The sequence below is a fragment of the Microbulbifer maximicatervae (SeqCode) genome, assembly GCF_052467225.1.
In genome coordinates this window covers 431,653-456,400 of the sequence record NZ_CP174303.1, presented here as the reverse complement: position 1 = coordinate 456,400, position 24,748 = coordinate 431,653, and the positions used below count along the sequence as shown (strand labels likewise).

The 24,748-nt window shown below is 51.1% G+C and carries 19 protein-coding genes and 1 tRNA gene; 14 read left to right on the top strand and 6 right to left on the bottom strand.

The genetic code is table 11. From position 1 onward, the window contains the following. The first annotated feature begins 39 nt into the window (after positions 1–39). A complete protein-coding gene (locus ACJJIZ_RS01920; RefSeq protein WP_444915055.1) occupies positions 40–1,023 on the top strand; it encodes a glycosyltransferase family A protein in 984 nt (327 codons plus the stop codon). Next, positions 1,020–2,246 (top strand): glycosyltransferase family 2 protein, encoded by a 1,227-nt coding sequence (locus ACJJIZ_RS01915; protein WP_444915054.1) that lies wholly within the window; start codon positions 1,020–1,022, stop codon positions 2,244–2,246. The genes ACJJIZ_RS01920 and ACJJIZ_RS01915 overlap by 4 nt, the downstream gene beginning before the upstream one ends. 84 nt (positions 2,247–2,330) lie before the next feature. Here the strand turns inward: ACJJIZ_RS01915 and ACJJIZ_RS01910 are convergent, their stop codons facing one another. From ACJJIZ_RS01910 to rtcR, 3 genes are all read right to left on the bottom strand, one after another. Beyond that, complete coding sequence (locus ACJJIZ_RS01910; protein ID WP_444915053.1) at positions 2,331–3,113, bottom strand: TSUP family transporter; 783 nt, start codon at positions 3,111–3,113, stop codon at positions 2,331–2,333. Between the two features lie 88 nt (positions 3,114–3,201). Next, on the bottom strand, positions 3,202–4,692 hold the full coding sequence (locus ACJJIZ_RS01905) for a C13 family peptidase (protein ID WP_444915052.1): 1,491 nt from the start codon (positions 4,690–4,692) through the stop codon (positions 3,202–3,204). 60 nt (positions 4,693–4,752) lie between these two features. Next, complete coding sequence (rtcR, locus tag ACJJIZ_RS01900) at positions 4,753–6,351, bottom strand: RNA repair transcriptional activator RtcR (RefSeq protein ID WP_444915051.1); 1,599 nt, start codon at positions 6,349–6,351, stop codon at positions 4,753–4,755. A 219-nt stretch (positions 6,352–6,570) separates the two neighbouring features. On the opposite strand from rtcR, the gene ACJJIZ_RS01895 reads away from it, so the two are divergent. From ACJJIZ_RS01895 to rtcA, 5 genes are all read left to right on the top strand, one after another. Then, positions 6,571–7,800 carry an RtcB family protein gene (locus tag ACJJIZ_RS01895; RefSeq protein ID WP_444915050.1) on the top strand — a complete coding sequence of 410 codons (1,230 nt, stop codon included), beginning with the start codon at positions 6,571–6,573 and terminating at the stop codon, positions 7,798–7,800. A 46-nt stretch (positions 7,801–7,846) separates the two neighbouring features. Next, on the top strand, positions 7,847–7,975 hold the full coding sequence (locus ACJJIZ_RS01890; protein ID WP_444915049.1) for a hypothetical protein: 129 nt from the start codon (positions 7,847–7,849) through the stop codon (positions 7,973–7,975). A gap of 14 nt (positions 7,976–7,989) precedes the next feature. Then, positions 7,990–8,061, top strand: a tRNA-Ser gene (locus tag ACJJIZ_RS01885). 369 nt (positions 8,062–8,430) lie between these two features. After that, on the top strand, positions 8,431–9,591 hold the full coding sequence (locus ACJJIZ_RS01880; protein ID WP_444915048.1) for a slipin family protein: 1,161 nt from the start codon (positions 8,431–8,433) through the stop codon (positions 9,589–9,591). A gap of 45 nt (positions 9,592–9,636) precedes the next feature. Continuing rightward, on the top strand, positions 9,637–10,656 hold the full coding sequence (rtcA, locus tag ACJJIZ_RS01875; protein ID WP_444915047.1) for an RNA 3'-terminal phosphate cyclase: 1,020 nt from the start codon (positions 9,637–9,639) through the stop codon (positions 10,654–10,656). Positions 10,657–10,857: 201 nt separating this feature from the next. Here rtcA and ACJJIZ_RS01870 read toward each other — a convergent pair whose 3' ends face one another. Next, on the bottom strand, positions 10,858–11,301 hold the full coding sequence (locus tag ACJJIZ_RS01870; RefSeq protein WP_444915046.1) for an SRPBCC family protein: 444 nt from the start codon (positions 11,299–11,301) through the stop codon (positions 10,858–10,860). Positions 11,302–11,680: 379 nt separating this feature from the next. On the opposite strand from ACJJIZ_RS01870, the gene ACJJIZ_RS01865 reads away from it, so the two are divergent. Beyond that, a complete protein-coding gene (locus ACJJIZ_RS01865) occupies positions 11,681–12,880 on the top strand; it encodes an alginate export family protein (protein WP_444915045.1) in 1,200 nt (399 codons plus the stop codon). 97 nt (positions 12,881–12,977) lie between these two features. Here the strand turns inward: ACJJIZ_RS01865 and ACJJIZ_RS01860 are convergent, their stop codons facing one another. Beyond that, on the bottom strand, positions 12,978–13,655 hold the full coding sequence (locus ACJJIZ_RS01860; RefSeq protein WP_444895521.1) for a CHRD domain-containing protein: 678 nt from the start codon (positions 13,653–13,655) through the stop codon (positions 12,978–12,980). Between the two features lie 481 nt (positions 13,656–14,136). Then, positions 14,137–15,987: a histidine kinase gene (locus ACJJIZ_RS01855; protein WP_444915044.1), complete on the bottom strand. Its 1,851-nt coding sequence runs from the start codon at positions 15,985–15,987 to the stop codon at positions 14,137–14,139. 296 nt (positions 15,988–16,283) lie between these two features. Here ACJJIZ_RS01855 and ACJJIZ_RS01850 point away from each other — a divergent pair, with 296 nt between their 5' ends. The 6 genes from ACJJIZ_RS01850 to can are packed head-to-tail and all read left to right on the top strand — an operon-like array spanning position 16,284 to position 24,592. Next, a complete protein-coding gene (locus tag ACJJIZ_RS01850) occupies positions 16,284–20,078 on the top strand; it encodes a nitrate reductase subunit alpha (RefSeq protein WP_444915043.1) in 3,795 nt (1,264 codons plus the stop codon). Between the two features lie 2 nt (positions 20,079–20,080). After that, positions 20,081–21,628, top strand: a complete 1,548-nt coding sequence (narH, locus tag ACJJIZ_RS01845) for a nitrate reductase subunit beta (protein WP_444915042.1) — start codon at positions 20,081–20,083, stop codon at positions 21,626–21,628. 19 nt (positions 21,629–21,647) lie between these two features. After that, a complete protein-coding gene (narJ, locus tag ACJJIZ_RS01840) occupies positions 21,648–22,370 on the top strand; it encodes a nitrate reductase molybdenum cofactor assembly chaperone (RefSeq protein WP_444906695.1) in 723 nt (240 codons plus the stop codon). A gap of 4 nt (positions 22,371–22,374) precedes the next feature. Then, positions 22,375–23,064: a respiratory nitrate reductase subunit gamma gene (gene narI, locus ACJJIZ_RS01835; RefSeq protein ID WP_282930422.1), complete on the top strand. Its 690-nt coding sequence runs from the start codon at positions 22,375–22,377 to the stop codon at positions 23,062–23,064. Between the two features lie 54 nt (positions 23,065–23,118). Beyond that, complete coding sequence (locus tag ACJJIZ_RS01830) at positions 23,119–23,943, top strand: peptidylprolyl isomerase (protein WP_282930421.1); 825 nt, start codon at positions 23,119–23,121, stop codon at positions 23,941–23,943. Between the two features lies 1 nt (position 23,944). Next, positions 23,945–24,592 carry a carbonate dehydratase gene (gene can, locus ACJJIZ_RS01825; RefSeq protein WP_282930420.1) on the top strand — a complete coding sequence of 216 codons (648 nt, stop codon included), beginning with the start codon at positions 23,945–23,947 and terminating at the stop codon, positions 24,590–24,592. Positions 24,593–24,748 lie beyond the last annotated feature (156 nt).

Here is a 24,748-nt window from a genome sequence, read left to right as displayed (position 1 = left end):
TGCTTTGGGATAATTGAGAGAATTATAAAGAGAGTTTGTATGCCTAACAGTAAAGTTGGGGTGGTGATACCAACATACAATGAAAAAAATAATATTGTTAATACGTTGAACTCTATTGTTCATAATAATACGACTGATGTAAAAATTTACTTATCTGACGATAATTCCTCAGATACCACGGTTGGGTTGGCCGCTGATTTTCTTCAGAAAAATAGAATCCCATATAAAATTATTTTAAACGATGGAAACAATGGGGCAGGCTACTGTAGGAATAGTGCTCTCGATGAAATAGCTGAACCGCTGACTTTATTTTTTGATGCCGATGATCTAATCCTCCCAAATATGTTGGATCGAGCTGTTTCAATGGCTACAAAAGTTAACAGTGATGTATTGTTGATGGCCTATCAGTGTAGATTTCCGGGAAGCACTATTAATCTCGGTATGGCAGGTGATGACAATTTCATTTTCTATAGGGCGATTAGAACCTTTGGTAGCAGGACTTTTTCCACTTTTGATCATGATAGCATTCTATGTTTAACACCCTTCCCTTGGAATAGATTGATTAAAACCAGTTATGCAAAAAGGGTTTCCCTTAGATTTTCACAAACGCCTGTACATAATGATGTGTTAGCACATTGGAATTTGCTTACAAATGCTAAAGATATTGCATTATTTGAATCCCCTTTTTGTACTCATAATGTAGATTCCACAGGAAATAGGCTGTCAAATATTTCAGATGCACGGCGTATATCTGTATTACAGGTTTTTGATGAGATTGAAGACTTCTTTAATAAGAATATTAATCTTAGAGATAGATTTTACCACTTGTATGTCAAAAGCAAGTTAGCATTGTTTAACTGGTGCTGGCGTAATCTTGACGAAGAGTATAGGGGGAGCTTTAAATCTCAGTTTACAAGATCTTTTCTATCATTGAGTAATGCGGATTTGAGAATGCTCTTTGACAAAGATCCAGATATTGCTAATTCTGTATTAGATTACCGAACTTCAGTGGTATACGCATGATTTCGATTGTCGTTATTTCAAAGTCTAGCGGTGTCTATCTCAATACCTGTCTACAGAGTATTATTCGACAGCAGTACAAGGACATAGAGATACTTGTTCTTCATTTTTGCGAAAATGATGAGCGAAGCCGGATTAATAACTTTACAGGTTCAATGCCCAGAATTCGAAGTATTCATATTCCGAGTACTTCACAGATTGATGACCAGCTAATTTTTGAATTTGGAGTAAAAAATACTTTAGGAGAGTATGTTGGATTTATCGATGAGGGAGATTGTTGGTACCCTACATTGATCCCTAAATTACAGGATATAGTCAATAGTGAGAATCCGGATATAGTGTTTTTTAGCCATAATAAACCCCTGAAAAAATTCTCAGAATCCATTGGTGATAAATCCAGGTTTGTTTTAAAAATAAATTCTATAAATGTCAGGAGGTTTTATCGCAGGGACTTTGTTTGTGGAAATAAAATATCCGAATTTATTTTGGGTTCCTGCGTTAATGGACACTCTTTACATTGGATAACAACCGTCAAGGCTAAATCAATATTAGTTTTGCCAGAAATTGGGTCGTATAGTTTAGTCAACATGGATGAAAAGAAAAGTGATCTAATGGTTCAGCGATTGGTGAATCAATACCATTTTGTATTTGACTACTTAACAAAAAATGCTAGTGATGCGGATTATAAGAATGATCTTCTGGGGTGTTGGTTGCTGTATTTGATAGAATTACGACCGCTTTATGGTGATAAAAAAGTAATTTCTCTATTAACCAAATCAAAATTAGTCGAAAAATATACAGAAAGAGAATTTAATGAAGCTTTGGGCAATCTGAAGTTGGACAGAGATAAGCAGAGTTTGGTGAAAGAGTGGTATTCTGACTGCAATAAGATAGATAAATATTTAAATCTATTTTATAGGTTGCTACCATCAAAGCTATCTAGCTATATACGGCAAAATGGTTTTAGATACTCCATGAGCAGAGGTTTTCAAAATACTTATTATCGACTGCCTGACTGGGTAAAGCCACTGATAAAATTTACCAGGAAACGAGCCAGGAGAAGAGTTTCTAATGATGAATTGCTAGAGAGATTAGAATATCTAATAAAACAGAGCCGGTTTGAGCAGTATATGTCGATAATCAATGAGGATTTTGAGAGCAAGCTATCGAATCAAATCACCGAGATCAAGAAGGAGTTGATGGAGCTTAAAAAAGAAGTTCATTAAAGATCTTTTTAGATACTCCATAAAATAATCCAAAGTCTTAATGTTTAATCTGATTTTTCTGAGTTCCAGCCACCTCCATACCCTTCAGAAGATGTAATCTATCCATCCCATAGAGTGGATATATTTTAGTAACATTCCTCCACACATAAGAACTACCATTCCCCGTAAATAACCAGGATTAATTTTAAATAGAAAATGAGATCCCAGCCAGGCACCTATAACTTGTCCAATCATCATTAAGATTCCCGCAGCCCATAAAATTTGACCGGCAAATAAGAATACGATTAAAGATGCGATATTAGTAGAAAAATTAAGAGGTTTTGCATTGGCCGTGGAGGTTAGTAAATCCTGTCCCCTACAGGCAACGCCTGATAAGGCAAAAAATGATCCAGTTCCGGGGCCAAACATACCATCATAGTAACCAATAAATGGGATTACGCCATATTGATATTTCTTTCTTGAGACCTTGGGTTTAGTACTACTATGAGTAAGGGATGGAGAAACTATAAAATAAATAGCAATAAATAAAAGAACAGCAGGGATAATAAATGACAAAACATCAGTATTAATGAACTGTACTGCTATTGTGCCCATGGCTGCGCCGATAAAGGCAAATAGCATTAGATTTTTAATCCCATCCCAACTGATCTTGTTATTTTTAAGCATCATGTAGGTAGCAGTTGCAGTACCAATACTGCCTTGTAGTTTATTGGTGCCCAAGGCAGCTAGTGGTGGGACGCCACTAAGAATAAGGGCCGGTACAGTTATCAGGCCGCCCCCACCTGCTAGTGTATCAAGTAGGCCCGCAATAACGGCGACGAAAAACAAAATAAACAATAACGCTATAGAGAGGCTAGCGAACTCCAAGAAGGTATCTCCTTTCGCTTGGTATTATGGTAGATAGTGATTAGTACCAAAAATAATTTTTTAGTCGGTTTGTACCGGAATTCCAAAATTAATAAATCGATTTTTTTTCATGCCACCACATTAGGAAATTCTCTCCCACTGAATATTGGGGTAGGGAGTGTCGGCTTCTTTTAATCCCCTGTTCCTGTTCCATCTCGGTTACTTTTAACTTGGCGGCTTCAAACCATGCCTCAGGATTATTCACTCCCTGATTGAGGGCTTCACCGTAAAGCGCGGAACTAAACCAGGTGCGCTCGGAATCATCGCTACATCCAAAGGAGCTGCGATCCGCAGCGGCCGAAGTAAAGATGACCCGATTGGGGCTATGTAGGGCTTCTACCCATTGACCGGAAAAGCAGGCTGAAACAACAATCCACTGGTACTGGGCGTTAATATTGTTCAGCAATCGTTGCCCATCTTTCAGTGAGAAATCATTTAGGGGAATCTCCCCCTCTGCAATTTTGAAATCTCCATTTCGAGCACCATGGCTGACCAGGTGTATAAGAAGTAAATCTTCTTTGGGGTCCATTAACTGATCAATAGCATTGAGGCTTTCCTGGATACTGGTGCGGGTAGCCAGGGGGAAACCGTATCCGCCGCCGTTACTGAGGCGCAGCATACGTTGGTCAATGTTAAAGGCTTCATCGAGGCGCTCTGCCACCCAGTCCAGCTCCCTTGCGAATACCGGAGAGGTGCCATCACCACCTATCAGTAGGGTGTAAGTATCGCGTACGCCGGGCCTCTGCGAGGGGAGGGCTTTTATAGCGTCATGTAAGCGCTCACTTTCGCTATAGAGACGGGTTTCTGCCTGGGCACCGGGAATATCCGTCTGTGCGCGCCAGGCGTCTTCGCTGGGGTAATAGGTACCCCCGGAGAAATAGGCAGGCTCCTCGACAGTGTTTCCTTCAGCATCCGTACTTATTCGTACGCCTTCTCCTTCTGCTTCTCCATAGCGAAAAGTGGCACGGATAATCGTGCCGTCAGGCTGGGTGAGTTCACCTTCGCCGGAATAGGAGCCGTACTCGAAGCTGCCGGTATAGCGATAGCCATCGCTATCTGAGTAGCTGCCCTGTATTAAGTATCCGTATTCAAAGGCACCCTGATAAAGGCTGCCATCTTCCGCAGTGAGTTTGCCTTCGCCGTGGGGATCAAAGTCTAAAAATTCACCATGATAGCTCCCACCTTCATCCCAATTTAAAGTACCGCTATGCAGCTCCCCTTCACGGAACTCTCCCGCCCATTCAGTTTCATCACAGTTATAGCGGCCTTTGCCATGGAATTCTCCGTTTAGGAACTCCCCTTCATAGCTACAGCCATCACTTCCAGTTAACTCACCTTCACCTGTCATGCGACCTTCTCGAAAGTCGCCACGATAATGGCTGCCATTTGGCCATTCGAGCTGACCTCGTCCATGAAACAGACCGTTAAGCATCTCGCCTTTGTAAACAGAGCCATCTGGCAAGGCGGTACCACCTGCGAATTGGGTTGGCTCACAGGCGCTGAGAAAGAAAATAAGCGGCGTTAAATAGGTGTATTTCATTCCATGATCCAGCATCCGGCTTTTGGAATCAGACTAACAAAAAATGATGCCAAGTGGCCTCTATGTTTTATTCAGCTGGTCGAATTTAAGACCGTATTTATCTAAAAGTTGGCGTACCCGGTGTGAGTCGTTATTGGATTTTTTTGAGGTGCGGCTTACTTGAAATAACTTGCGTCCGGCCTCTGCCATCGAATTGGACTCTGCACAAACCTGAATTAGCCCAGCTAGTTTGATTTGCTCGTAGTAATCCATCTGCTCGATGTGGTCACGACCCAACAGTGCTTCGATACGGGCAAGGGATAGTGATGAATCTGTTACTGGATTTTGCCATTTAATCCGCAACCTATGGATTTCCTCTTCTACTACCTGAGTCGTGATACGCCCACCGTCGGCGAGGGTACCCATACGCAGGATACTGGCGTTAAGGTCGCGAAAGTTCGCAGACCAGCTGGCCTCGCGGGAGCGCCCAAAACTCAGGTACTTTTCCCGTGCTGCTTTATTAAAGCTGACAAGATGCCCGGATTTCCTGGAGAAAGCCTCCAGCTCAAAATCTATATTGGGTTCCAGGTCTTCAATACGCTCTCGTAGAGAGGGCAGTCGGTAGGTCCATAGATCGATACGGGCGAGCAGGTCCGCGCGAAATTTACCTTCTTGGCAGAGCTGTACCAGATCCCGGTTGGTACCGGCGATCAGCTGGAAGTGACTGCTTACTTCCTTATCAGAGCCGAAAGGCATAAAGCGTTTGTGCTCAATCGCACGCAATAACATGGCCTGCTCATCCAATCCCAACTCACCGATTTCATCGAGAAACAGCAGGCCCTTATCTGCTTCCATAAGCAAGCCTGGCCGGTGGGTGGTGGCACCGGTATAGGCGCCTTTACGATGGCCGAACAGGGCGGACATGGCATTTTCGCCGCGCAGGGTGGCGCAGTTAACGGCTACCAGGCCACCTTCCAGCTTGCCCCGCTGCTTTCGTAGTTCAAAGACACGCTGGGCCAGCTGGGATTTACCTGCCCCTGTGGGACCGGTAATTAGTATGGGGGCGTCGGAGCGAATCGATACCTGCTCCAGCTGCTCGATCATCTGGTTAAAAGCGAGATTGTTGGTCTCGATTCCCCCCTTCAGATAGGTGGTGCCCTCCTGGTGTTCCCTCTGGAAGCGCGAGGCAATCTGGTCGTATTTGGACAGGTCCAAATCGATGATTTGGTATTCGCCCGGCAAGCTACTGTTCTTTCGCGCCGGGGAAGTTTGCAGCAGACGCCCGGGGAAATACCCCGCCTCTGTTAACAGGTACAAGCAGATCTGAGCTACATGGGTACCGGTGGTGATATGCACCAGGTACTGCTCGTCATCCGGCTTGAAGCTATAGGCGCGGGCGAAATCCAGCAGATTGCTATACACGCTCTCGAAATCCCAAGGGTCATTGAAGTTCACCCGGTGGTGGACCACTTCGGTCTCTGGAGAGACTCGCGCAATATCTTCTGTGACCTGGTCAGCCAGGCTTCTCGAGTGGTTGTCGAAAAGGAGCTCCAGCCTATCGATCAATAGGTCATCGTGCTGGCACATGGAAATGTTTGGGCGCCACTTATCCCAGCGCTTGTCGCCTTTGCCGCGCCGGTCCTTACTGGTACCGAGAATACTGATAGCGATTGTCTTCATGCTATCTAAAATATGATTTAACTATCAAAAAAGATAGATATTTATGAATCCCTTGTCTCAAGAAATCTACTAAAAAACCCTGAGATAGAAAATAAATCGTTAAAAAACAATAAGTTACAAGTATTTTTTAGCTGTTTGCAAAAGTTGGCACCCAATTCGCTATATCAATAACTAAATGAAACACATGAATACCAAGCGCGGTTTCAAAAGGAGTGGAAGATGAAACCAATGCCATATGAAGTAATGCAGGCAGGTGGGGTACCGATTAAGTCCTGGACCCTGGGTGTGCCTTTTGAAGATGAGGCCAAAGCGCAGCTCAAAAATATCTCGCAGATGCCATTCGTCCATAAATGGGTTGCGGCGATGCCCGATGTACATCTTGGCAAAGGCGCCACCATTGGCAGTGTGGTCCCAACTCTGGGGGCAGTAATTCCCGCTGCCGTAGGGGTGGATATTGGTTGCGGCATGATGGCGGTTCGCACCAGTCTGACGGCGGCGCAACTGCCGGACAACCTGGCTGGAGTGCGCAGCGCCATCGAACGCGCCGTGCCCCACGGCCGCACTGGCCGGCACCGGGGGAGAGGGCGGGACAAGGGGGCCTGGGAGAATCCACCGGACGATGCACTTGCCGGTTGGGCGCCTCTAGCCGCCCAGTTTGAACTGCTCAAAGAGAGGCATCCGGTATTAAAAAATACTAATAATATTAATCACTTGGGAACACTTGGTACAGGCAATCACTTTATCGAGATGTGCCTGGATGAACAGGGTAGCGTGTGGTTGATGTTGCATAGTGGCTCTCGGGGAGTGGGAAATCGAATAGGCACTTACTTTATTGAGAAAGCCAAGCGGGATATGGAGCGCTGGCATATCCACTTACCGGACAGTGACCTGGCCTATTTCCCGGAAGGTACAGAGCACTTTGATGACTATGTGCAGGCGGTGGAGTGGGCGCAGGAGTTTGCCCGTATCAATCGCGAAGTAATGATGGTGCGAACTATTAGCGCGGTGAAGCAGGCCCTGGGGATGGATTTTGAGGCACGGATGGAAGCGGTGAATTGTCACCACAATTACGTTTCCCGTGAGCATCATTATGGCAAAGATGTGTTGGTGACCCGGAAAGGCGCTGTAAGAGCGCGTGCCGGTGAAATGGGTATTATTCCCGGTAGTATGGGGGCCAAGTCATTTATTGTGCGGGGGCTGGGTAACGAAGAAAGCTTCTGTAGCTGTAGCCATGGGGCCGGACGAGTGATGTCCCGTACCAAGGCCAAAAAGCTGGTCTCCCTGGAAGAGCATCGCGCGGCCACCGCCGATGTGGAGTGCCGAAAAGACGAGGGTGTGATCGATGAAACCCCATCGGCCTACAAACCTATAGAAAAGGTTATGGCAGCACAGACAGACCTGGTGGAAATCGTCTACACCCTCAAGCAAGTGGTTTGCGTCAAAGGCTGACGCGTTTTAGGCCAGGGATCGGCCGAACTAAGGCAATTGCTAAAGTATGAAGGCCGCCGGGCGAATTCGCCGGGTTGCCGCAACCGAGTTTGAGGCCTTTAGCCCGTCAGCGGAGCCGGTTCTGAATCCCGGCCCGGCACCACCGCCTATGGCGGCAGGTGTACCCACGGGATAGAAGTTCAAACGCCTACTTTGTAGCTCATTTGGTAGAGCAGTCGATAACTTATCGATTGGTAGCAGGTTCGATTCCTGCCAAAGTCCCATCGTTATCCAAACGACCTGGAAAGAGGCGAGAGCCTGGGGTTCGACTCCCCATTAAAAATCTACCTGGGGTCCGATAGCCTCTCGATACGGTAAATAGGATTTAGCGATTTACTGCGGAGGCATTCTGGCAACTGTGTCGTTAATCGTGGGTCTGCCCTGTGCGATCCAGCGGCAAGATTTATGATTGTGTCTCCTGGCCAAGGATATTGGCTGCAGGCTCAGGGGGAGCCATGTGGGGGAAATCGTAAGTCCTCTGCCGCTGGGCCCCGCTCGGCACAAACGGTTTACCACCTTTCGCTGGACGGGCCCCACCCTTGCGGCCCAATGGGGTAGCGCAGTATGGAAATGGAATAAAAGATAAGAACCATGATATCTCTGTTCAAAATATGGAAGAACGTGGATGTTGCGGATAGCGAGCGAGTGTTGCTATTTCGCCGCAACCGTTTTGAAGGGGTGCTGCCACCTGGCAGCCATCGTATATCCCTATTGTCCGGTGATGTACGGGCAGAAACTTATGATATTACCGATGTGGTATTCGGTGAAATCAAAGCCAAATTTTTGTTAAACACCTATGGTGAGGTCCTTGGTGAATACCTGCAATCCTATGAATTGTCAGACCATCAGGTGGGATTGTTTTACCGGGATAATCACCTGGTCGATATTTTGCCACCGGGTACTTTTCGTGCTGTGTGGAAGGGCGGTGAATCCGTGCGGGTGGAAATCGTGGACATTTCTGAGGAATACGCCATCGATAAAAAAGTCCTGGGCTTACTGGGGCGAGGTGTACGTGCTGGACAAATGCGCACCGCCCTTCAGGCGGTAAGCTACAACGAGATTCCCGATGAGCACGTGGGCCTGTTAATGGTCAACGGTAAGTTGGAAAAGGTGTTACAGCCCGGCTGTTATGGCTACTGGAAATACAACCGCTCTATCGAGGTCAAGGTATTGGACTTGCGGTTGAAAACCATCGAAGTCAGTGGCCAGGAAATTCTGACCAAGGATAGGGTCAGCCTGCGTGTCAATTTAACCGGCGCTTACAAAATTACTGATGCAAAAAAGGTGGCGCTAAAGCTCAGCGATAGTACAGGCTTTATTTATCGCGAATTGCAGCTGCACTTGCGCGAGGCCGTGGGTACCCAAACCCTGGATAGCCTTCTGGCCGATAAGGACAGGCTGAATATTGTGATTGCGACTGGCATCCGTGACAAACTGGCGAAATATGGTATCGAGCTTACTAGTGTCGGAGTCAAGGATATTATTTTGCCCGGAGATATGAAAATGATCCTTAATCAGGTTGTAGAAGCACAGAAAGAATCAGAGGCAAACCTGATCAAGCGCCGAGAAGAAACCCAAGCTATGCGATCTCTGCACAATACCGCCAAGCTGATGGATAACAACCCGGTACTGTTGCGCTTGAAAGAACTGGAAGCTCTGGAGAGAGTCAGTACCCGCATCGATAAAATTTCCGTATATGGTGGTCTCGATGGGGTGATGAATGAGTTGGTGAAGTTACGCCCTACGGCTTAAAAGCGCCATTCACCAAAAAAGTTGTAAATTTTAAGGAATTAAACAGTGATTGAGATAGACGGCGCCCAGGGGGAGGGCGGCGGACAGATTTTGCGGACTTCCCTCACCTTGTCTGTTTGTTTGGGAGTACCGGTTCGAATTAAGAATATTCGAGCAGGTCGTATAAAACCCGGTTTGTTGCGTCAGCACCTAGCCTGCTTGCGAGCAGCCAAAGCGATTAGCCATGCCGAAGTCAGCGGCGAACAATTGGGTGCTTCGGAAATTACTTTTGCACCGGGAAAAGTGCGTCCTGGTAAATACCACTTTCCTATTGGTTCGGCCGGTAGTACCAGTTTGGTGTTTCAAACCGTGTTGCTACCGCTGTTATTGGCCGATAGTGTCAGTGAGCTGTGTCTTGAAGGCGGCACTCACAATAAAAAGGCTCCCAGCTTTGATTTCATAGCCCAGGCATATTTGCCCCTGTTGGCTCGTATGGGCGCCGGTGTGGAAGTGGCCCTGGATGATTATGGTTTCTATCCTGCCGGAGGTGGCTTATGGCGCACACGTATCCAGCCGCTATCTCAGTGGTCAAAACTGGAGCTGACGGAACGCGGCGAACTTCTGGATCGCGAAGCAGTGGCTACCTTTGCCCATATTCCCGCCCATGTAGCCCAGCGGGAATTAGCGCAGGTGCGCAAGAAGTGCGAATGGCGATCGGAGCGTCTGCATCAAAGGCAGGTGAAGTCCCAAGGGCCTGGTAATGTGCTGTCCCTGCGTCTGCAATCCCAGCAAGTGACTGAGGTGTTCGAGGCTATGGGGCAGCAAGGTGTTAGCGCTGAGCGAGTTGCCGATCGCGCGATTCGGCAGATGCAACGCTATATGCACGCCGGTGTACCTGTGGGCGAACACTTGGCCGACCAATTGATACTCCCATTGGTGCTGGGTGCCGGTGGAAGCTTTACTACCCTGAAGCCGAGCCTCCACCTCTTGACCAATATCGAAGTCGTGCGTCAGATAACAGGAGTGACCATCGATGTGAACCAAGTGGGAGAGGATCAGTGGCGAGTAGTGGTTGAGAACTGCTAAGAGAAAAGAAAGCCCGATGTTAGGTACAAGGGGCCGGGTTGCCCCAGCCCTGAGATATTGCCAAAGCCGTCGAAAAATTGTTTAAAAACAATAGGTTAGAGTTTTAGTGTTCTCTGTAGATGCAGCGGTAAACCGGAAGGCGATTAAAAGCCCTGTTTTCACACCTTTTGTTCCCCGCACCTGCGGGGTCCTCCTATCTCACTAATAGCTATTTGGTTTGCCAGTCCCATCTTTGAGGTAATTCTGAAGGCTTCCTGGCAAATAGTAATCCCATCCGCTTTTGCACATCTTCCAGCATTTCATCTCCGGTGAGAGACCGATATGGGTAAAGGTGAGGCGGGTACCACCGGGTTCGTTAGCAAATTCAAAGCGAAGAGTACTGCCTTGCCATTCTTGGGGATCATCAACCTGCTCAGAAACCATATTAGACTCTATACACTCAAGTTCGATTAACTTCTGCGGTACCAAAGCTTTGGCGCGAAACACCCAGTAGGACTCGCCACCAAATCCGGTCTTGGCGGTATCGCCCACCGCCAGGAAAGGGCCGCTAGTTGGCGTCCACCATTGGGACATCTTTTCAGCAACTGCCCGGTAAGCTTCTTCCTGAGTCACAGGGCTTAAGAAAGAGGTGGTGTAGTCAGGCATGATTGTCTTTCCCTTTTGTTTTCATTGCTGGAGCGAATTTGAATATAACTTTTAGCAGCTGGCATTACTTTCACAAGTTTTTTAAGCCCATTAATTTTTCTGGTAAATATGAAAGCTATTACGTTTTTTGTTAGTAGCCGCCAGCTTTGTGTTTTCAAATGCGCTTAATCAATATTCTTTCCCGTAAGAAATTTTTATTCATAAACCTCCGGTGAATCTTTCTAAAAGCGAGGCATCAATCTGATATACATCAATAAATCGCTGGGTACTCCGCCTGCATAATTCACTCGCACAGGGATAACTGCTGTGATCGGTAATAGTTTCGATCATATTTGTGCAGTTGCCTTCCACCCAAAATATTTTTGCAAAGGAACGGCGAATGAAACAACAGAAATTATCCACCGTAATCGCGGCCATCATCCTTGGCATTTCCGGCTCTCAGGGAATTGCAGCAGAGAATGAAAGCGCCACACTCACTGATGCCCTGACTTCAGGGCAGGCGGGGGTAAATCTTCGCTACCGGATAGAAAATGTTGATCAGGACAATATGGACGATGTTGCTATCGCCTCAACCTTGAGAACCCGCCTGAATTGGACCAGTGGCAGTTACCGTGGTTTTGATGCGTTTTTTGAAGTGGATAACATTAGTGAAATTGGCAACGACAATTACAATTCCACCGTGAATGGCAATACCGAGCACCCCGTGGTTGCCGACCCCCAGGGCACAGAGGTTAATCAAGCTTACTTAAAGTACAGTGGTTTTAACTCTATGGTGATTGCTGGTCGACAGCGAATTAACCTGGATGATCAGCGCTTTATCGGTGGCGTGGGTTGGCGCCAGAATGAACAGACGTATGACGGCCTGCGTTACCAATTTGGCGGGGAAGGAGAGTTACAGCTGGATTACAGCTATATCTACAACGTAAACCGTATTTTTGGTGAAGACAGTGACTTATCGGACCTGGATGGGGATATTCAACTGTTTCATGCCAGCTATCCATTGGTAGAAGCGCATAAGTTAACTGCCTTCTTCTACAACTTGGACCTGGATAACGCTGAGAGCTTCTCATCCCGTACTTTCGGTGCCGCTTACCGGGGAGATTTTGGCCTGTTTGAAACTCAGCTGAGTTATGCCCGCCAGGAGGATATCGGCAATAATCCCAGTAATTTTGCAGCCGACTATTACCTTGCTGAAGTTGCCGCTCCATTAGGGCCAGTAAAAGGCAAATTGGGTTATGAAGTTCTGGGTTCTGACGACGGTGTGGGTTTTAGCACACCACTGGCGACACTACACAAATTCCAAGGCTACACAGATAGGTTCATTGAAACTCCAGCAGATGGTGTTGAAGATTTATATCTCGGTGCCAGCCTGGCGCTTTCCGGGGGAGATTTGGGAATTACTTACCACAGTTTTGAGGCCAATGAAGGTTCAGCAGATTACGGGACTGAATGGAATATCAGTTATGGTCATGAGTTTAATGAATATTTCTCAGCGTTAATAAAATACGCCGCTTACGATGCAGATGACTACAGTGAGGATACCGATAAGCTCTGGTTGATGCTTACAGCAAAATTCTGATTTTTGTTAATTAACAATTTTCAGGTAGATATAAAAAAGCTGGGTTCCATAAATAAGGAAGCCCAGCTTTTTCTTGTCTCAGCAGTAAATTTGCAATCTACTTATCCATTGTTAGCAGGCCGGAAACCTCACCTTTGGGGTCCAGCTGGGTATGCAAGTTAACAAAGACCTTCCCATCCATTAGCGCCTTGCGATAGGGCTCCTCCACCATCCACTTGCCCATGATATATCCACTGGTGCCTTCAGCACATTTTTTTGCCAAGCCGTGCTTGCCCTTGTCAGTTTTAGTCTCGGGCCAGTCCGGGACCATACCCGGGTGATTGGGCATTCCGCAGATAGTTTGAATAATTGGGCCACTGGGTTTACCCGGCTTGCAAATAGGAGGCTCTTTGCCATCGCCTGCACATTGCATATGGAAGTGCGACATTGCCACCCCGCCCTTTGATAGATCGCTGTAGCCCACCATAAAGTGCAGCATATGTGACTGTTTGTCGTAGGCGCCAATAAAGAAGCCATCGGCATCTTTGGGGGTTTGCGGATTCACCTTCTTGCCGAGCATATTTTCATTAGCGGTAGTTAAGTCAGATTTAAAGATGGTGAACATCTTGTCATTGCCCGCTTTGGACCAGGCTTTCTCACCACCAGCTCCATGCTTGGCAGCTGATGGATCTTTCTCCTTTTTGTTATGGCTATCGGAAACCGTGAATGCAGAATAAGCCAGCAGAAATACTGTCAACATTAAGAAAGTGGCTCTGGGCAATGAACTCAGTTTCATAAACCTCTCCTCTCTATTAAATCGATATAGTTATTGCTTGATGGAATGGTTGGATGCCAGGCCATCGAGGAGGCTGATATTCACCAATGTAATTGGTGTGAATCACGGGATAGGCTAGCGATAAGTACTTGTAGCATATGGGCTCGCGGTTAGCCCTTGGGGGTCAATTTAAGAGTCAGAATTTTTGACGATAGCTACTTGGGTGTTGGAGGAGCTTCAGGATGGAAGAGCGCTTGGATAGGTAATAAGGTCGATGAAGATAGTTACTACTGGGGTGGAAGGAAAGAATACACCGCACTCGAGACACGCAGTGAATACATCCCTGTAACCTCCTAATCGGCATCCATGCCTCATAGGGTCCCGAGCGCGGTGTATTCTCTCCTTCTCCCTTTTTAGTAATAAAAATACTGGCGGATTTCGAATGGTAGGGGCGGCAATTATGTGCTCGCCCCAAGTGACCTTTCATAAAGGTAGAGAGTTATCACCCCACGTCTTTCCACACCAATTCCCGCTCGCGGGCGTAGAGGGGAATAAAGTTGAAACGCACTTCGGTGCCCCCTTCGTCGCGGCGGCGGATATTCAGATTGCCATTCAGGTTGCTGGCGCGCTCTTGCATGATCGACATACCGAAGTGATTGCGTTTCTCCGGCGCGTTGCTGATACCGATGCCGTTGTCGAGGATGCGTACATTGAGGGAGTGGTTGTCGGCCTGGGTCAGGCTGATCTGAACCATATCGCCCTGGGAGTGGTACACAGCATTTTGCGAGGCTTCGCGCACCAGTTGTAGCAGGTGAATTTCCTCGTGGGGAGTGAGGGGTACTTCGTCCAGATGGTAATCCAGGAGGACGTTAATCTGCGGGTGCTGCTCGCGGTAAGCGAGGATAGATTGTTCCAGGATACTGCGCAGGCCGCCGGGACCTATTTGCAGCCGGAAGGTGGTGAGCAGTTCGCGCAGCTGGCGGTAAGAGGAATCCAGACCCTCTTTCAGTTCGGTAATAATCTCTTCTACTTTGGACTTGTCCACCTGCTCACTGCGATTGGCGCGGTTGAGTCGGGTAACCTGAATTTTCAGATAGGACAGGGATTGGGCCAGGGAATCGTGTAGCTCCCGGGCGATGATCGCGCGCTCGTCCAGTAGGGCAACACGGCGCTCCTGAGCCTCTCGCTCATTAATGGCGATGGCCGCAGTGACACTGTCGGCAAAGGTAGCCAAGCGTTGCTGCTGTTCTTCATCAAGGCTCTCACCTCGGGGTAGGGTGCAGGTGAGTACACCGTAATTGCGTTTGTCCACTTCCAGTGGGAATCGGTACACGCGCTGTTGGTCTTCATCAGAGGGGCCGCAGGTGTTTACGCAGATATGGCATTCACTGCCTGTGCACTGGGCATTACCGAGTCCTTGAACCAAATGTTCATAGGGCGCCTCCCCCTCCGGTGTCATCAAACATAGGTCGAGGTTATTCAAGCTGGCGACATTGGCGAACTCTCCCAGCCACTGGCCCAATTCCGCTCCTGAGAGCGGCCCTTCGCTGATCCGTCGAGCCAAGCGGTACTGGAAGTCCAATGCCTCATGGCTCTTCTGTAACTGTGAGGTTTTCAACTCCACGCGATGGGCAAGATCCCGGTGAGTCGCGTGAATTTCATCGCTCATATAATTAATGGTGCGCGCTAAAACCCCCAGCTCGTCCTCGCTGTTAATCTCCAGGCGGTTTTGGTTGAAGTCTCCCTGGGCGATGCTCAGGGAGCGGTTGGTCAGCTGCTTGAGAGGCTGCTCCACAGAGCGGTGAAGAATGCACAAAGAGAGATAAACCAGGGTCACAATGGCAAATAGTGACCCCACCTGCACCAAACGCAGCAGGCTTATTTTTTCCTCGGCGATGGTCTGATAATCGAACACCAATGTATCCACATCACCGATAAAGGGCTCCAGACGATTAGCTAACTGCAAGGAGTCCATAGAAGTCCGCCCGGCGGCAATGGACTCCAGCAGTGGGCGGATTTCTCCCTCCCAGCTTTCGATTACCTTGCGGTAATTGCGCGCTGCGGGCAGGTTATCGCTGGCGGTGAAGTCGGAAATGCTGAGTACCCGGGTCAGGCGTGCGGTCACCTCGTCTGCCAACTCAGCTGTGGTTTCGACATCCCCGGAGGGTGCGGTGGCCGCAAGTCGGTAGCTCATAGCCCGCAATGAGCCGGCCAGGTTAACGGCGGCGGCATCGTTTTCGGCGGCATCGGAGATAATATAGGACGCCACCATAGAGCTCAGTGCTACCAGCACAGTGAGCAGCATCAGGGTGCCGATGCGGTAGACGATGGACTGTCGAATTCGGTTCAGCATATCGGATTCACTTCGCCCTGGGGCGGTTGTGGATGGCTGATCTCTATTGTGCCGTCCATTGGCGCACAAAGTTGTGGGTACCACTAAAGATCGCCAGTTTTGCACATAATTTAACCTGGCGCCTGTTTTTTACACAGAGGCCCTGTTATTGCTGGGATAGGGCTCCACCATAACGGCCCACTGATGCCGTTTCCCTACCTATTCGGGGGTATTTCGTCCCTTTTCTACCCCTTTTTGGTCAGGTGATCCTGCCGTCCCTCCCTTTTATATTCCCGTTAAACCGATGCTTTAACCGCATGCCGATGCCCTGGGAGTACCGCATGAGCCATTTCCTGGACCGACTGAAATATCTGAAGAAACAAAAAGAGCCCTTTTCCGGAGGACACGGGGAAAAGACGAATGACGACCGCAGCTGGGAAGATGGCTACCGTCGTCGCTGGCAGTTCGACAAGATTGTGCGCTCCACCCACGGGGTGAACTGTACCGGCTCTTGCAGCTGGAAGATCTACGTCAAAGACGGCCTGGTCACATGGGAAACCCAGCAGACCGACTACCCGCGCACCCGCCCGGACCTGCCCAACCACGAGCCTCGTGGCTGCCCCCGTGGTGCCAGCTACTCCTGGTATATGTACTCGGCTAACCGCCTCAAGTACCCGAAAATCCGCAAACGTCTGGTAAAACTCTGGCGCGAAGCCAAGTTGAGACACAGTGATCCGGTGGAGGCCTGGGCCAGTATTGTCGAAGACCCGGCCAAGGCGCAGTCCTACAAAGAGCGTCGCGGTATGGGCGGCTTTGTGCGGATCAAGTGGGATGAAGTTAACGAGCTGATTGCCGCTTCCAACGTCTACACCACCAAGAAATACGGTCCCGACCGGGTGACCGGCTTCTCGCCGATTCCCGCCATGTCCATGGTTTCCTACGCCGCTGGTGCTCGTTATCTGTCTCTGATCGGCGGCAACTGTCTGAGTTTCTACGATTGGTATTGTGACCTGCCGCCCGCCTCACCGCAGGTCTGGGGTGAGCAAACCGACGTGCCGGAGTCCGCCGACTGGTACAACTCCAACTACCTGATCGTATGGGGCTCCAATGTGCCTCAAACCCGTACTCCGGATGCGCATTTCCTCAGTGAAGTGCGTTACAAGGGCGCCAAAACCTGTGTGGTCACCCCTGATTACTCAGAGTGCTCCAAGTTTGGCGACACCTGGCTGGCACCGCGCCAGGGTACCGATGCGGCCCTGGCGATGGCCTTTGGCCATGTGATCCTGAAAGAATTCCACGTCGACAAGCCCAGCGCCTACTTCACCGAGTATGTGCGCACCACCACCGATATGCCGATGCTGGTGACCCTGGAAGAGCGCGACAGCAAGCTGGTACAGGGCCGATTCCTGCGCGCTTCTGACCTGGCGGACAACCTCGGCCAGGATAACAACCCGGAATGGAAAACTATCGGTGTTAATCACGATGGCCAGCTGGTTTCCCCTCAGGGCTCCATGGGTTATCGCTGGGGAGAGCCCTCAGCGAAAGAAGGCCGTGGCAAGTGGAATATTGAACAGCGCGATGGTCGCAGTGGCGAAGAATTGGAGCTGAAGCTCAGCCTCAAAGACTGCGCCGATGAAATCGCCCAGGTCGCCTTCCCCTATTTCGGTGGCCAGACCCACGAGCACAACTACTTCCAGCATACCGAACACGATGAAGTGATCGACTACAAGGTGCCGGTGAAGCTTGTTCAAAACAAAGATGGCGAGATTCTAAAAGTAGCCAGCGTCTACGACCTGACCCTGGCGAACTACGGTGTCGAGCACGGCCTCGACGACCCCAACTGTGCTCAGAGCTACGACGAAGACAAGCCCTACACACCCGCCTGGCAGGAAAAGGTGACCGGTTGTCGTCGTGAGAATGTCATCCAGGTTGCCCGTGAGTTTGCCAACACCGCCGACAAGACCCGTGGACGCTCCATGGTAATTCTGGGTGCCGGACTCAACCACTGGTACCACATGGATATGAACTACCGCGGGATCATCAATATGCTGATGATGTGCGGTTGTATCGGCCAGAGCGGCGGTGGTTGGGCCCACTATGTGGGGCAGGAAAAACTGCGTCCGCAGACCGGCTGGACCCCACTCGCGTTCGGTCTCGACTGGCAGCGTCCACCACGCCATATGAACGGTACCTCCTTCTTCTATAACCACGCCAGCCAATGGCGCTATGAGAAGTTGGAGATGGATGAAGTGGTTTCGCCGCTGGCCGACAAGAGCAAGTGGCAGGCTTCCATCATCGACTACAACAGCCGCGCCGAGCGCATGGGCTGGTTGCCCTCCGCGCCGCAGCTGGGGATCAACCCCCTGCAACTGACTAAAGATGCCGCCGCCGCCGGTATGTCTGCCAAAGACTACACGGTGCAGCAGCTCAAGCGCGGTGCGCTCAAATTCGCCAACCAGGACCCGGATAACCCGCAGAACTTCCCGCGCAATATGTTTATCTGGCGCTCCAACCTGCTCGGCTCCTCTGGTAAGGGCCACGAGTACATGCTGCGTCATCTGCTTGGTACCAAGCACGGTTTGATGGGCAAAGACCTGGGTGAAGAAGGCGGCAAAAAACCAGAAGACGTGGCCTGGCATGACGCCCCCAGCGAGGGCAAAGTGGATCTGCTGGTGACACTGGACTTCCGTATGTCTACCACCTGTCTTTACTCCGACATCGTATTGCCGACGGCCACCTGGTATGAGAAGGACGACCTCAACACCTCAGACATGCACCCCTTTATTCACCCGCTCACCAAGGCGGTGGACCCGGCCTGGGAGGCGCGAAGTGACTGGGAAATTTTCAAAGGCATAGCGAAGGAATTCTCCAACCTGACCGATGGCCACCTGGGGGTGGAAAAGGATCTGGTGACTCTGCCGATCCACCATGATACCCCCGGAGAAATCGCCCAGCCGTTTGGTGTACAGGCTTGGTGGAAAGGCGAGTGCGACCTGATCCCCGGCGTTACCGCGCCGAGCATGATTGAGGTGGAGCGCGACTACCCCAATACCTACAACCGCTTTACCTCTATCGGCCCATTGCTGGAAAAACTCGGCAACGGCGGTAAGGGCATCAGCTGGAATACTGATGACGAGGTGGACTTCCTCAAAAAGCTCAATCGCACTTGGAAGGACGAAACTGCTCGCGATGGCCGCGCTCGTATCGACAGTGCGGTAGATGCTGCGGAGATGATCCTGTCACTGGCCCCTGAAACCAACGGCCAGGTAGCCGTGAAGGCCTGGGAAGCCCTCGGTGAGATTACCGGTCGCGATCACACCCATTTGGCCAAGCCCAAGGAAGACGAAAAAATTCGCTTCGCCGATATCGTGGCGCAGCCTCGCAAGATTATCTCCTCGCCCACCTGGTCTGGCCTGGAAGATGAGCATGTGAGCTACAACGCCGGCTACACCAATGTGCACGAGTTGATCCCCTGGCGCACCATCACCGGCCGCCAGCAGTTCTACCAGGATCACGAGTGGATGCGTGACTTCGGCGAGAACATGTGTGTGTACAAGCCGCCGATCAACCTGAAAACCGTGCAACCGGTGTTGAACCAGAAGCCCAACGGTAACAAGGAGATCCTGCTGAACTGGATCACCCCGCACCAAAAGTGGGGCATCCACAGCACCTACTCCGATAACCTGCTGATGCTCACCCTGTCTCGCGGTGGACCCATCGTTTGGATGAGTGAGTACGACGCCAAGTTGGCAGGTATTGAAGACAACGACTGGATCGAAATCTTCAACGTCAACGGCGCCATTGCTGCCCGCGCAGTGGTATCTCAACGAGTGCCCGACGGTATGGCCATGATGTATCACGCCCAGGAGCGCATCGTGAATACACCGGGAGCGGAAACTACCGGCACCCGGGGCGGTATCCACAACTCCGTAACCCGCGCGGTGATGAAACCCACCCATATGATCGGTGGCTACGCCCAGCAGTCCTACGGCTTCAACTACTACGGCACTGTGGGCTGTAACCGGGATGAATTTGTGGTGGTCAGGAAAATGAACAAGGTCGATTGGCTGGATGGCGAAGACGTCAAAGAGCCGACGCGAGAGGAGGTGTAGCAATGAAAGTTAGAGCCCAGATAGGCATGGTGCTGAACCTCGATAAATGTATCGGCTGTCACACCTGCTCGGTGACCTGTAAAAATGTGTGGACCTCCCGCGAGGGGGTTGAATACGCCTGGTTCAATAACGTCGAGACCAAACCCGGTGTTGGCTACCCCAAAGAGTGGGAGAACCAGGACAAATGGAACGGCGGCTGGACCCGCAAGAAGAACGGTAAATTGCAGCCGAAGATTGGTGGCAAGCACCGCGTACTAGCCAACCTGTTCGGCAACCCGGATATGCCGGAGATCGACGACTACTATGAGCCGTTCGACTTCGACTACCAGAACCTGCACAAGGCTCCGGAGCAGAAGCACCAACCGGTAGCCCGCCCGCGCTCGCTGATTACTGGCGAGCGCATGGAAAAAATCGAATGGGGCCCCAACTGGGAAGAGATTCTCGGCACCGAATTCGAGAAGCGTAAAAAGGACAAAAACTTCGAGCAGGTGCAGGCCGACATTTACGGTGAATTTGAAAACACCTTCATGATGTATCTGCCGCGCCTGTGCGAACACTGCCTCAACCCGGCCTGTGTTTCTGCGTGCCCCAGCGGTGCCATCTACAAGCGCGAAGAAGACGGCATCGTTCTGATCGATCAGGACAAATGTCGCGGCTGGCGCATGTGCGTATCCGCCTGCCCCTACAAGAAGATCTACTACAACTGGAAAACCGGTAAATCTGAGAAGTGTATCTTCTGTTACCCACGAATCGAGGCGGGTCAGCCAACCATCTGCTCCGAGACCTGTGTGGGCCGTATCCGCTACCTGGGGGTGTTGCTCTATGACGCAGACCGCATCGAGGAAGCCGCTTCTGTAGAAGACGAAAAAGCGCTCTACCAGGCCCAGTGCGATATCTTCCTCGACCCGAGCGATCCCAAGGTCCAGGAAGCTGCCCGCGCCGAAGGTATCCCCGAAGCCTGGCTCGAAGCTGCGCAAAACTCCCCGGTGTACAAGATGGCTATCGATTGGCAGATCGCCCTGCCGCTGCACCCGGAATACCGCACCTTGCCCATGGTTTGGTACGTGCCACCCCTGTCTCCGATCCAGAACGCAGTACAGGCCGGCCAAGTGGAAACTGTCACCGTGGGTCGCGGCGCCGAGATCCCCGATCTCTCCACCCTGCGTATCCCGCTGCAATACCTGGCCAACCTGCTCACCGCCGGCGACGAGAAGCCAGTGGCCCGTGCCCTGGAACGCATGATTGTGATGCGCGCCTATATGCGTGGCATCCATGTGGACGGCATTCAGGAGCGCGAATTGCTGGAAGAGGCTGGCTTGACCATAGCCCAGGTAGAAGAGATGTATCGCTATATGGCCTTGGCCAATTACGAGGATCGCTTCGTGGTGCCCTCAAGCCATAAAGCCTACGCCGAAAACGCCTACGACATGAAGTCCTCCTGTGGTTTCAGCTTCGGCAATGGCTGTAGCACCGGCAACGACAGCACCAATATTTTCGGTGGCAAGCAACAAGCGGTGCGCGAAGTAATACCCGCCAAAGTAGTCGACTAAGGTCGAGCGGAGAATACCGATGAAAGTACTAAACCTGATCGCCCGCCTGCTGGATTACCCGTCCGATGAGCTGGTGGCGCACCTGGATGAGCTGACCAGCTGGTTGGCTGAATCCGAGGATCTGGATGCTCCGTTGCGCGACAAGCTGCTGGCATTTATCTCCCATTACGAGCGTATGGATGCGCTCGATTGGCAGAGCGAATACGACGGTCTGTTTGAGCGCGGCCGCGCTGTATCCCTGCATATCTTCGAGCATATCCACGGCGAATCCCGTGATCGTGGCCAAGCCATGGTAGACCTGACCGCGCGCTATCGCAGTGCCGGCCTTGAGCTGAATGAGCGCGAACTGCCGGATTACCTGCCCACCTACTTGGAGTTCTGTGCCACCCAGGGGGAAGCAGCCTACGGCTGGGTTCACGATATTACCCATGTGATTGCCCTGTTAAGCGCGCGCTTGTCCAAGCGTGAGAGTCCCTACCACCTGTTGATGGATGCGCTCTTGCAGATGGCAGGGGTATATGTCGATCTCACAGCACTCAAGGAAGAAGTCGCCAACGAAGAACGTGACGATACCCCCGAGGCGCTGGACAAGATCTGGGAGGAAGAGGCCGTTAGCTTTAGCGGCGCCAACAGTTGCGACCAGTCAATAACGCGGCCCAGCAATGCGCAGCTGCGCGACGGCCAGCCCCTTAACTGGGCCAACGCCGCGCAGAATTCTGCCCAGCCCGCACCACAGGAGTAACAAGATGAACTATCTGAATACGCTGCTCTTCGCCATCTATCCCTTTGTCGCCCTCACGGTATTTCTGGTGGGTAGCCTGATCCGCTACGACCGGGATCAGTACACCTGGCGTACCGGCTCCAGTCAGTTGTTGGAGCGCAAGCAATTACGCATCGGCAGTTACCTGTTCCATATCGGGGTGATCGCCATTCTCGCGGGCCACTTTGTCGGCCTACTCACACCCAAGGCAGTGTGGCACTTCCTCGGCATTGAAGCTTCCACCAAGCAGATGATGGCAATGGGAATCGGTGGTTTCTTTGGGGTAATCTGCTTTATCGGTCTCACCATTCTGGTTAAACGCCGCCTCACCAATAAGCGCGTACGCGCCACCACCTCCAAAATGGACTTGGCCATACTGCTGATGCTCTACGCGCAATTGATCCTCGGCCTGATCAGTATTGTGGTATCTGCTGGCCATATGGACGGTGCTGAAATGCTCAAACTGATGGCTTGGGCTCAGTCCATTGTCACGCTAGATGGTGCCGGTGCAGCTGCTGCAATCAGCGGAGTGAACATCATTTACAAGCTGCATATTTTCCTCGGCATGACCCTGTTCCTGCTGTTCCCCTTCAGCCGCCTGGTACACGTATGGAGTGTTCCGGTGCAGTACTTCCGCCGCAATTACCAGGTAGTTCGCGCCAAAGCCGCGCGCTAATCCCTGTAACTATTAAATGGCCCGCCATGAGCGGGCCCAGTGTGGAGTTGAGTCATGAATACATTACTGGCCACTGATGCTGCAGGCGGAGAATTTGAGATGGCCGAGGTAGTGGCCGTTAACGGAACTGAAATCCCCGCCGACCTGATCTACCAAGAAATGCAGTACCAGCCTGCCGATTCTCCGCGTCAGGCGATCTACTGCGCCGCACGTGCTCTGGTTATCGGCTGGCTGTTACGAGATCGAGCTGCAGGGCAGGGTCTCTGCGCTGCCGACGAAGACTTGCACAGTGAGGCTTTCGATCGCGCAGTCTCAGATCTATTAAAAGGCGAGCTACAGGTGAACCCGGCAACCGACGCTGAGTGCCGCGCTTACTTCGAAGCCCACCCGTATAAGTTCCGCTCCGATCCCCTCGCAGAAGTACGCCATATCCTGATCCCGGCCGCACCGGATGACTCCGAGGCCTGCGCCAAGGCTCGCACCGCTGCCGAGAATATGCTGGAACAGATTCGCGCCGACTCCAATCCGCTGCAATCTTTCGCTCGTTTGGCCCAATCCCACTCAGCCTGCTCCTCCTCCGAAGCCGGTGGTAGCCTCGGCCAAGTAGGGCGCGGTGATACCGTCGCCTCCTTTGAGCGCGCAGTGTTCGAGCAGGGCACCGGATTGGTAGCGGAACCCGTGGAGACTCCATACGGTGTGCACCTGATTTATGTGGAGCAATGCGAACCGGGCCGCCCACTGGAATACGAATATGTCTCGGAGCGTATCGAGGAATACCTGACCGAAAAACGCCGCCGCCAAATGACCAGCGACTACCTGCAAAAAATGGTGCAGGCCGCGCAAATATCCGGCCTGGACTTATCGGGGGAGGCCCACTGAGGTGGCAGAGATTCGCCAACTGTTCGCGCGTAATCGCGCTTGGGCGGAAGATAGGACGGCACAGGACCCGGAGTTTTTCCAACGCCTGAGCCGCCTGCAAGTACCCAAGTATTTATGGATCGGCTGCTCCGATTCCCGCGTGCCCGCCAACGAGATTGTGGGCATGGCACCGGGGGAGCTGTTCGTTCACCGCAATATCGCCAACGTGGTGGTACACACAGATTTTAATTGTCTCTCGGTACTGCAATACGCCGTAGAAGTACTCAAGGTGGAACACGTGGTGGTGTGTGGCCATTACGGTTGTGGCGGCGTACAGGCTGCCATGGGCCACAGCGAATGTGGCTTGGTGGATAATTGGCTGCGCCATATCAAGGATGTCTACGCCCGCCACAGGCAAGAGCTGGAATCCCTCGATAAAGAATCCCGCTCAGCGCGCCTTTGTGAATTAAATGTGATGGCACAGGTACAAAACCTGGCCATGACCAAAATAGTCCAGCACGCCTGGGACCGAGGCCAACGCCTCAGCCTGCACGGCTGGATCTACGATATTCGCGACGGCCTGATTAGAGATCTGGGAATGCGGATGGACGACCGCGGCCAGGTGCCAGAGATTTATCATGTTTATGGTGAGGTGCAGGAGGAGGGGTGAGTTTATAACTGCTTTATCCCGTTCTAGACCATAAGTATAAATAGTGCAGTTGCGTTTAAATATTTTTAGAAATACAGCGTTTGATTCCGCTAAAGCCGACGGCTATCAGCATCAGGTAGGGCGGCGATACCGCCTTCTCTTTCCAAACTGCAAAGA

Coding starts and splice junctions, on each gene's coding strand:
- narJ (WP_444906695.1), top strand. CDS start 21,648: ATGAAAGTACTAAACCTGATCGCCCGCCTGCTGGATTACCCGTCCGAT.
- rtcR (WP_444915051.1), bottom strand. CDS start 6,351: ATGAAGACAATCGCTATCAGTATTCTCGGTACCAGTAAGGACCGGCGC.
- ACJJIZ_RS01865 (WP_444915045.1), top strand. CDS start 11,681: ATGAAACAACAGAAATTATCCACCGTAATCGCGGCCATCATCCTTGGC.
- ACJJIZ_RS01920 (WP_444915055.1), top strand. CDS start 40: ATGCCTAACAGTAAAGTTGGGGTGGTGATACCAACATACAATGAAAAA.
- ACJJIZ_RS01890 (WP_444915049.1), top strand. CDS start 7,847: ATGAAGGCCGCCGGGCGAATTCGCCGGGTTGCCGCAACCGAGTTTGAG.
- ACJJIZ_RS01860 (WP_444895521.1), bottom strand. CDS start 13,655: ATGAAACTGAGTTCATTGCCCAGAGCCACTTTCTTAATGTTGACAGTA.
- ACJJIZ_RS01870 (WP_444915046.1), bottom strand. CDS start 11,301: ATGCCTGACTACACCACCTCTTTCTTAAGCCCTGTGACTCAGGAAGAA.
- ACJJIZ_RS01850 (WP_444915043.1), top strand. CDS start 16,284: ATGCCGATGCCCTGGGAGTACCGCATGAGCCATTTCCTGGACCGACTG.
- ACJJIZ_RS01915 (WP_444915054.1), top strand. CDS start 1,020: ATGATTTCGATTGTCGTTATTTCAAAGTCTAGCGGTGTCTATCTCAAT.
- ACJJIZ_RS01895 (WP_444915050.1), top strand. CDS start 6,571: ATGAAACCAATGCCATATGAAGTAATGCAGGCAGGTGGGGTACCGATT.
- ACJJIZ_RS01905 (WP_444915052.1), bottom strand. CDS start 4,692: ATGAAATACACCTATTTAACGCCGCTTATTTTCTTTCTCAGCGCCTGT.
- narI (WP_282930422.1), top strand. CDS start 22,375: ATGAACTATCTGAATACGCTGCTCTTCGCCATCTATCCCTTTGTCGCC.
- ACJJIZ_RS01855 (WP_444915044.1), bottom strand. CDS start 15,987: ATGCTGAACCGAATTCGACAGTCCATCGTCTACCGCATCGGCACCCTG.
- ACJJIZ_RS01830 (WP_282930421.1), top strand. CDS start 23,119: ATGAATACATTACTGGCCACTGATGCTGCAGGCGGAGAATTTGAGATG.
- narH (WP_444915042.1), top strand. CDS start 20,081: ATGAAAGTTAGAGCCCAGATAGGCATGGTGCTGAACCTCGATAAATGT.
- ACJJIZ_RS01880 (WP_444915048.1), top strand. CDS start 8,431: ATGATATCTCTGTTCAAAATATGGAAGAACGTGGATGTTGCGGATAGC.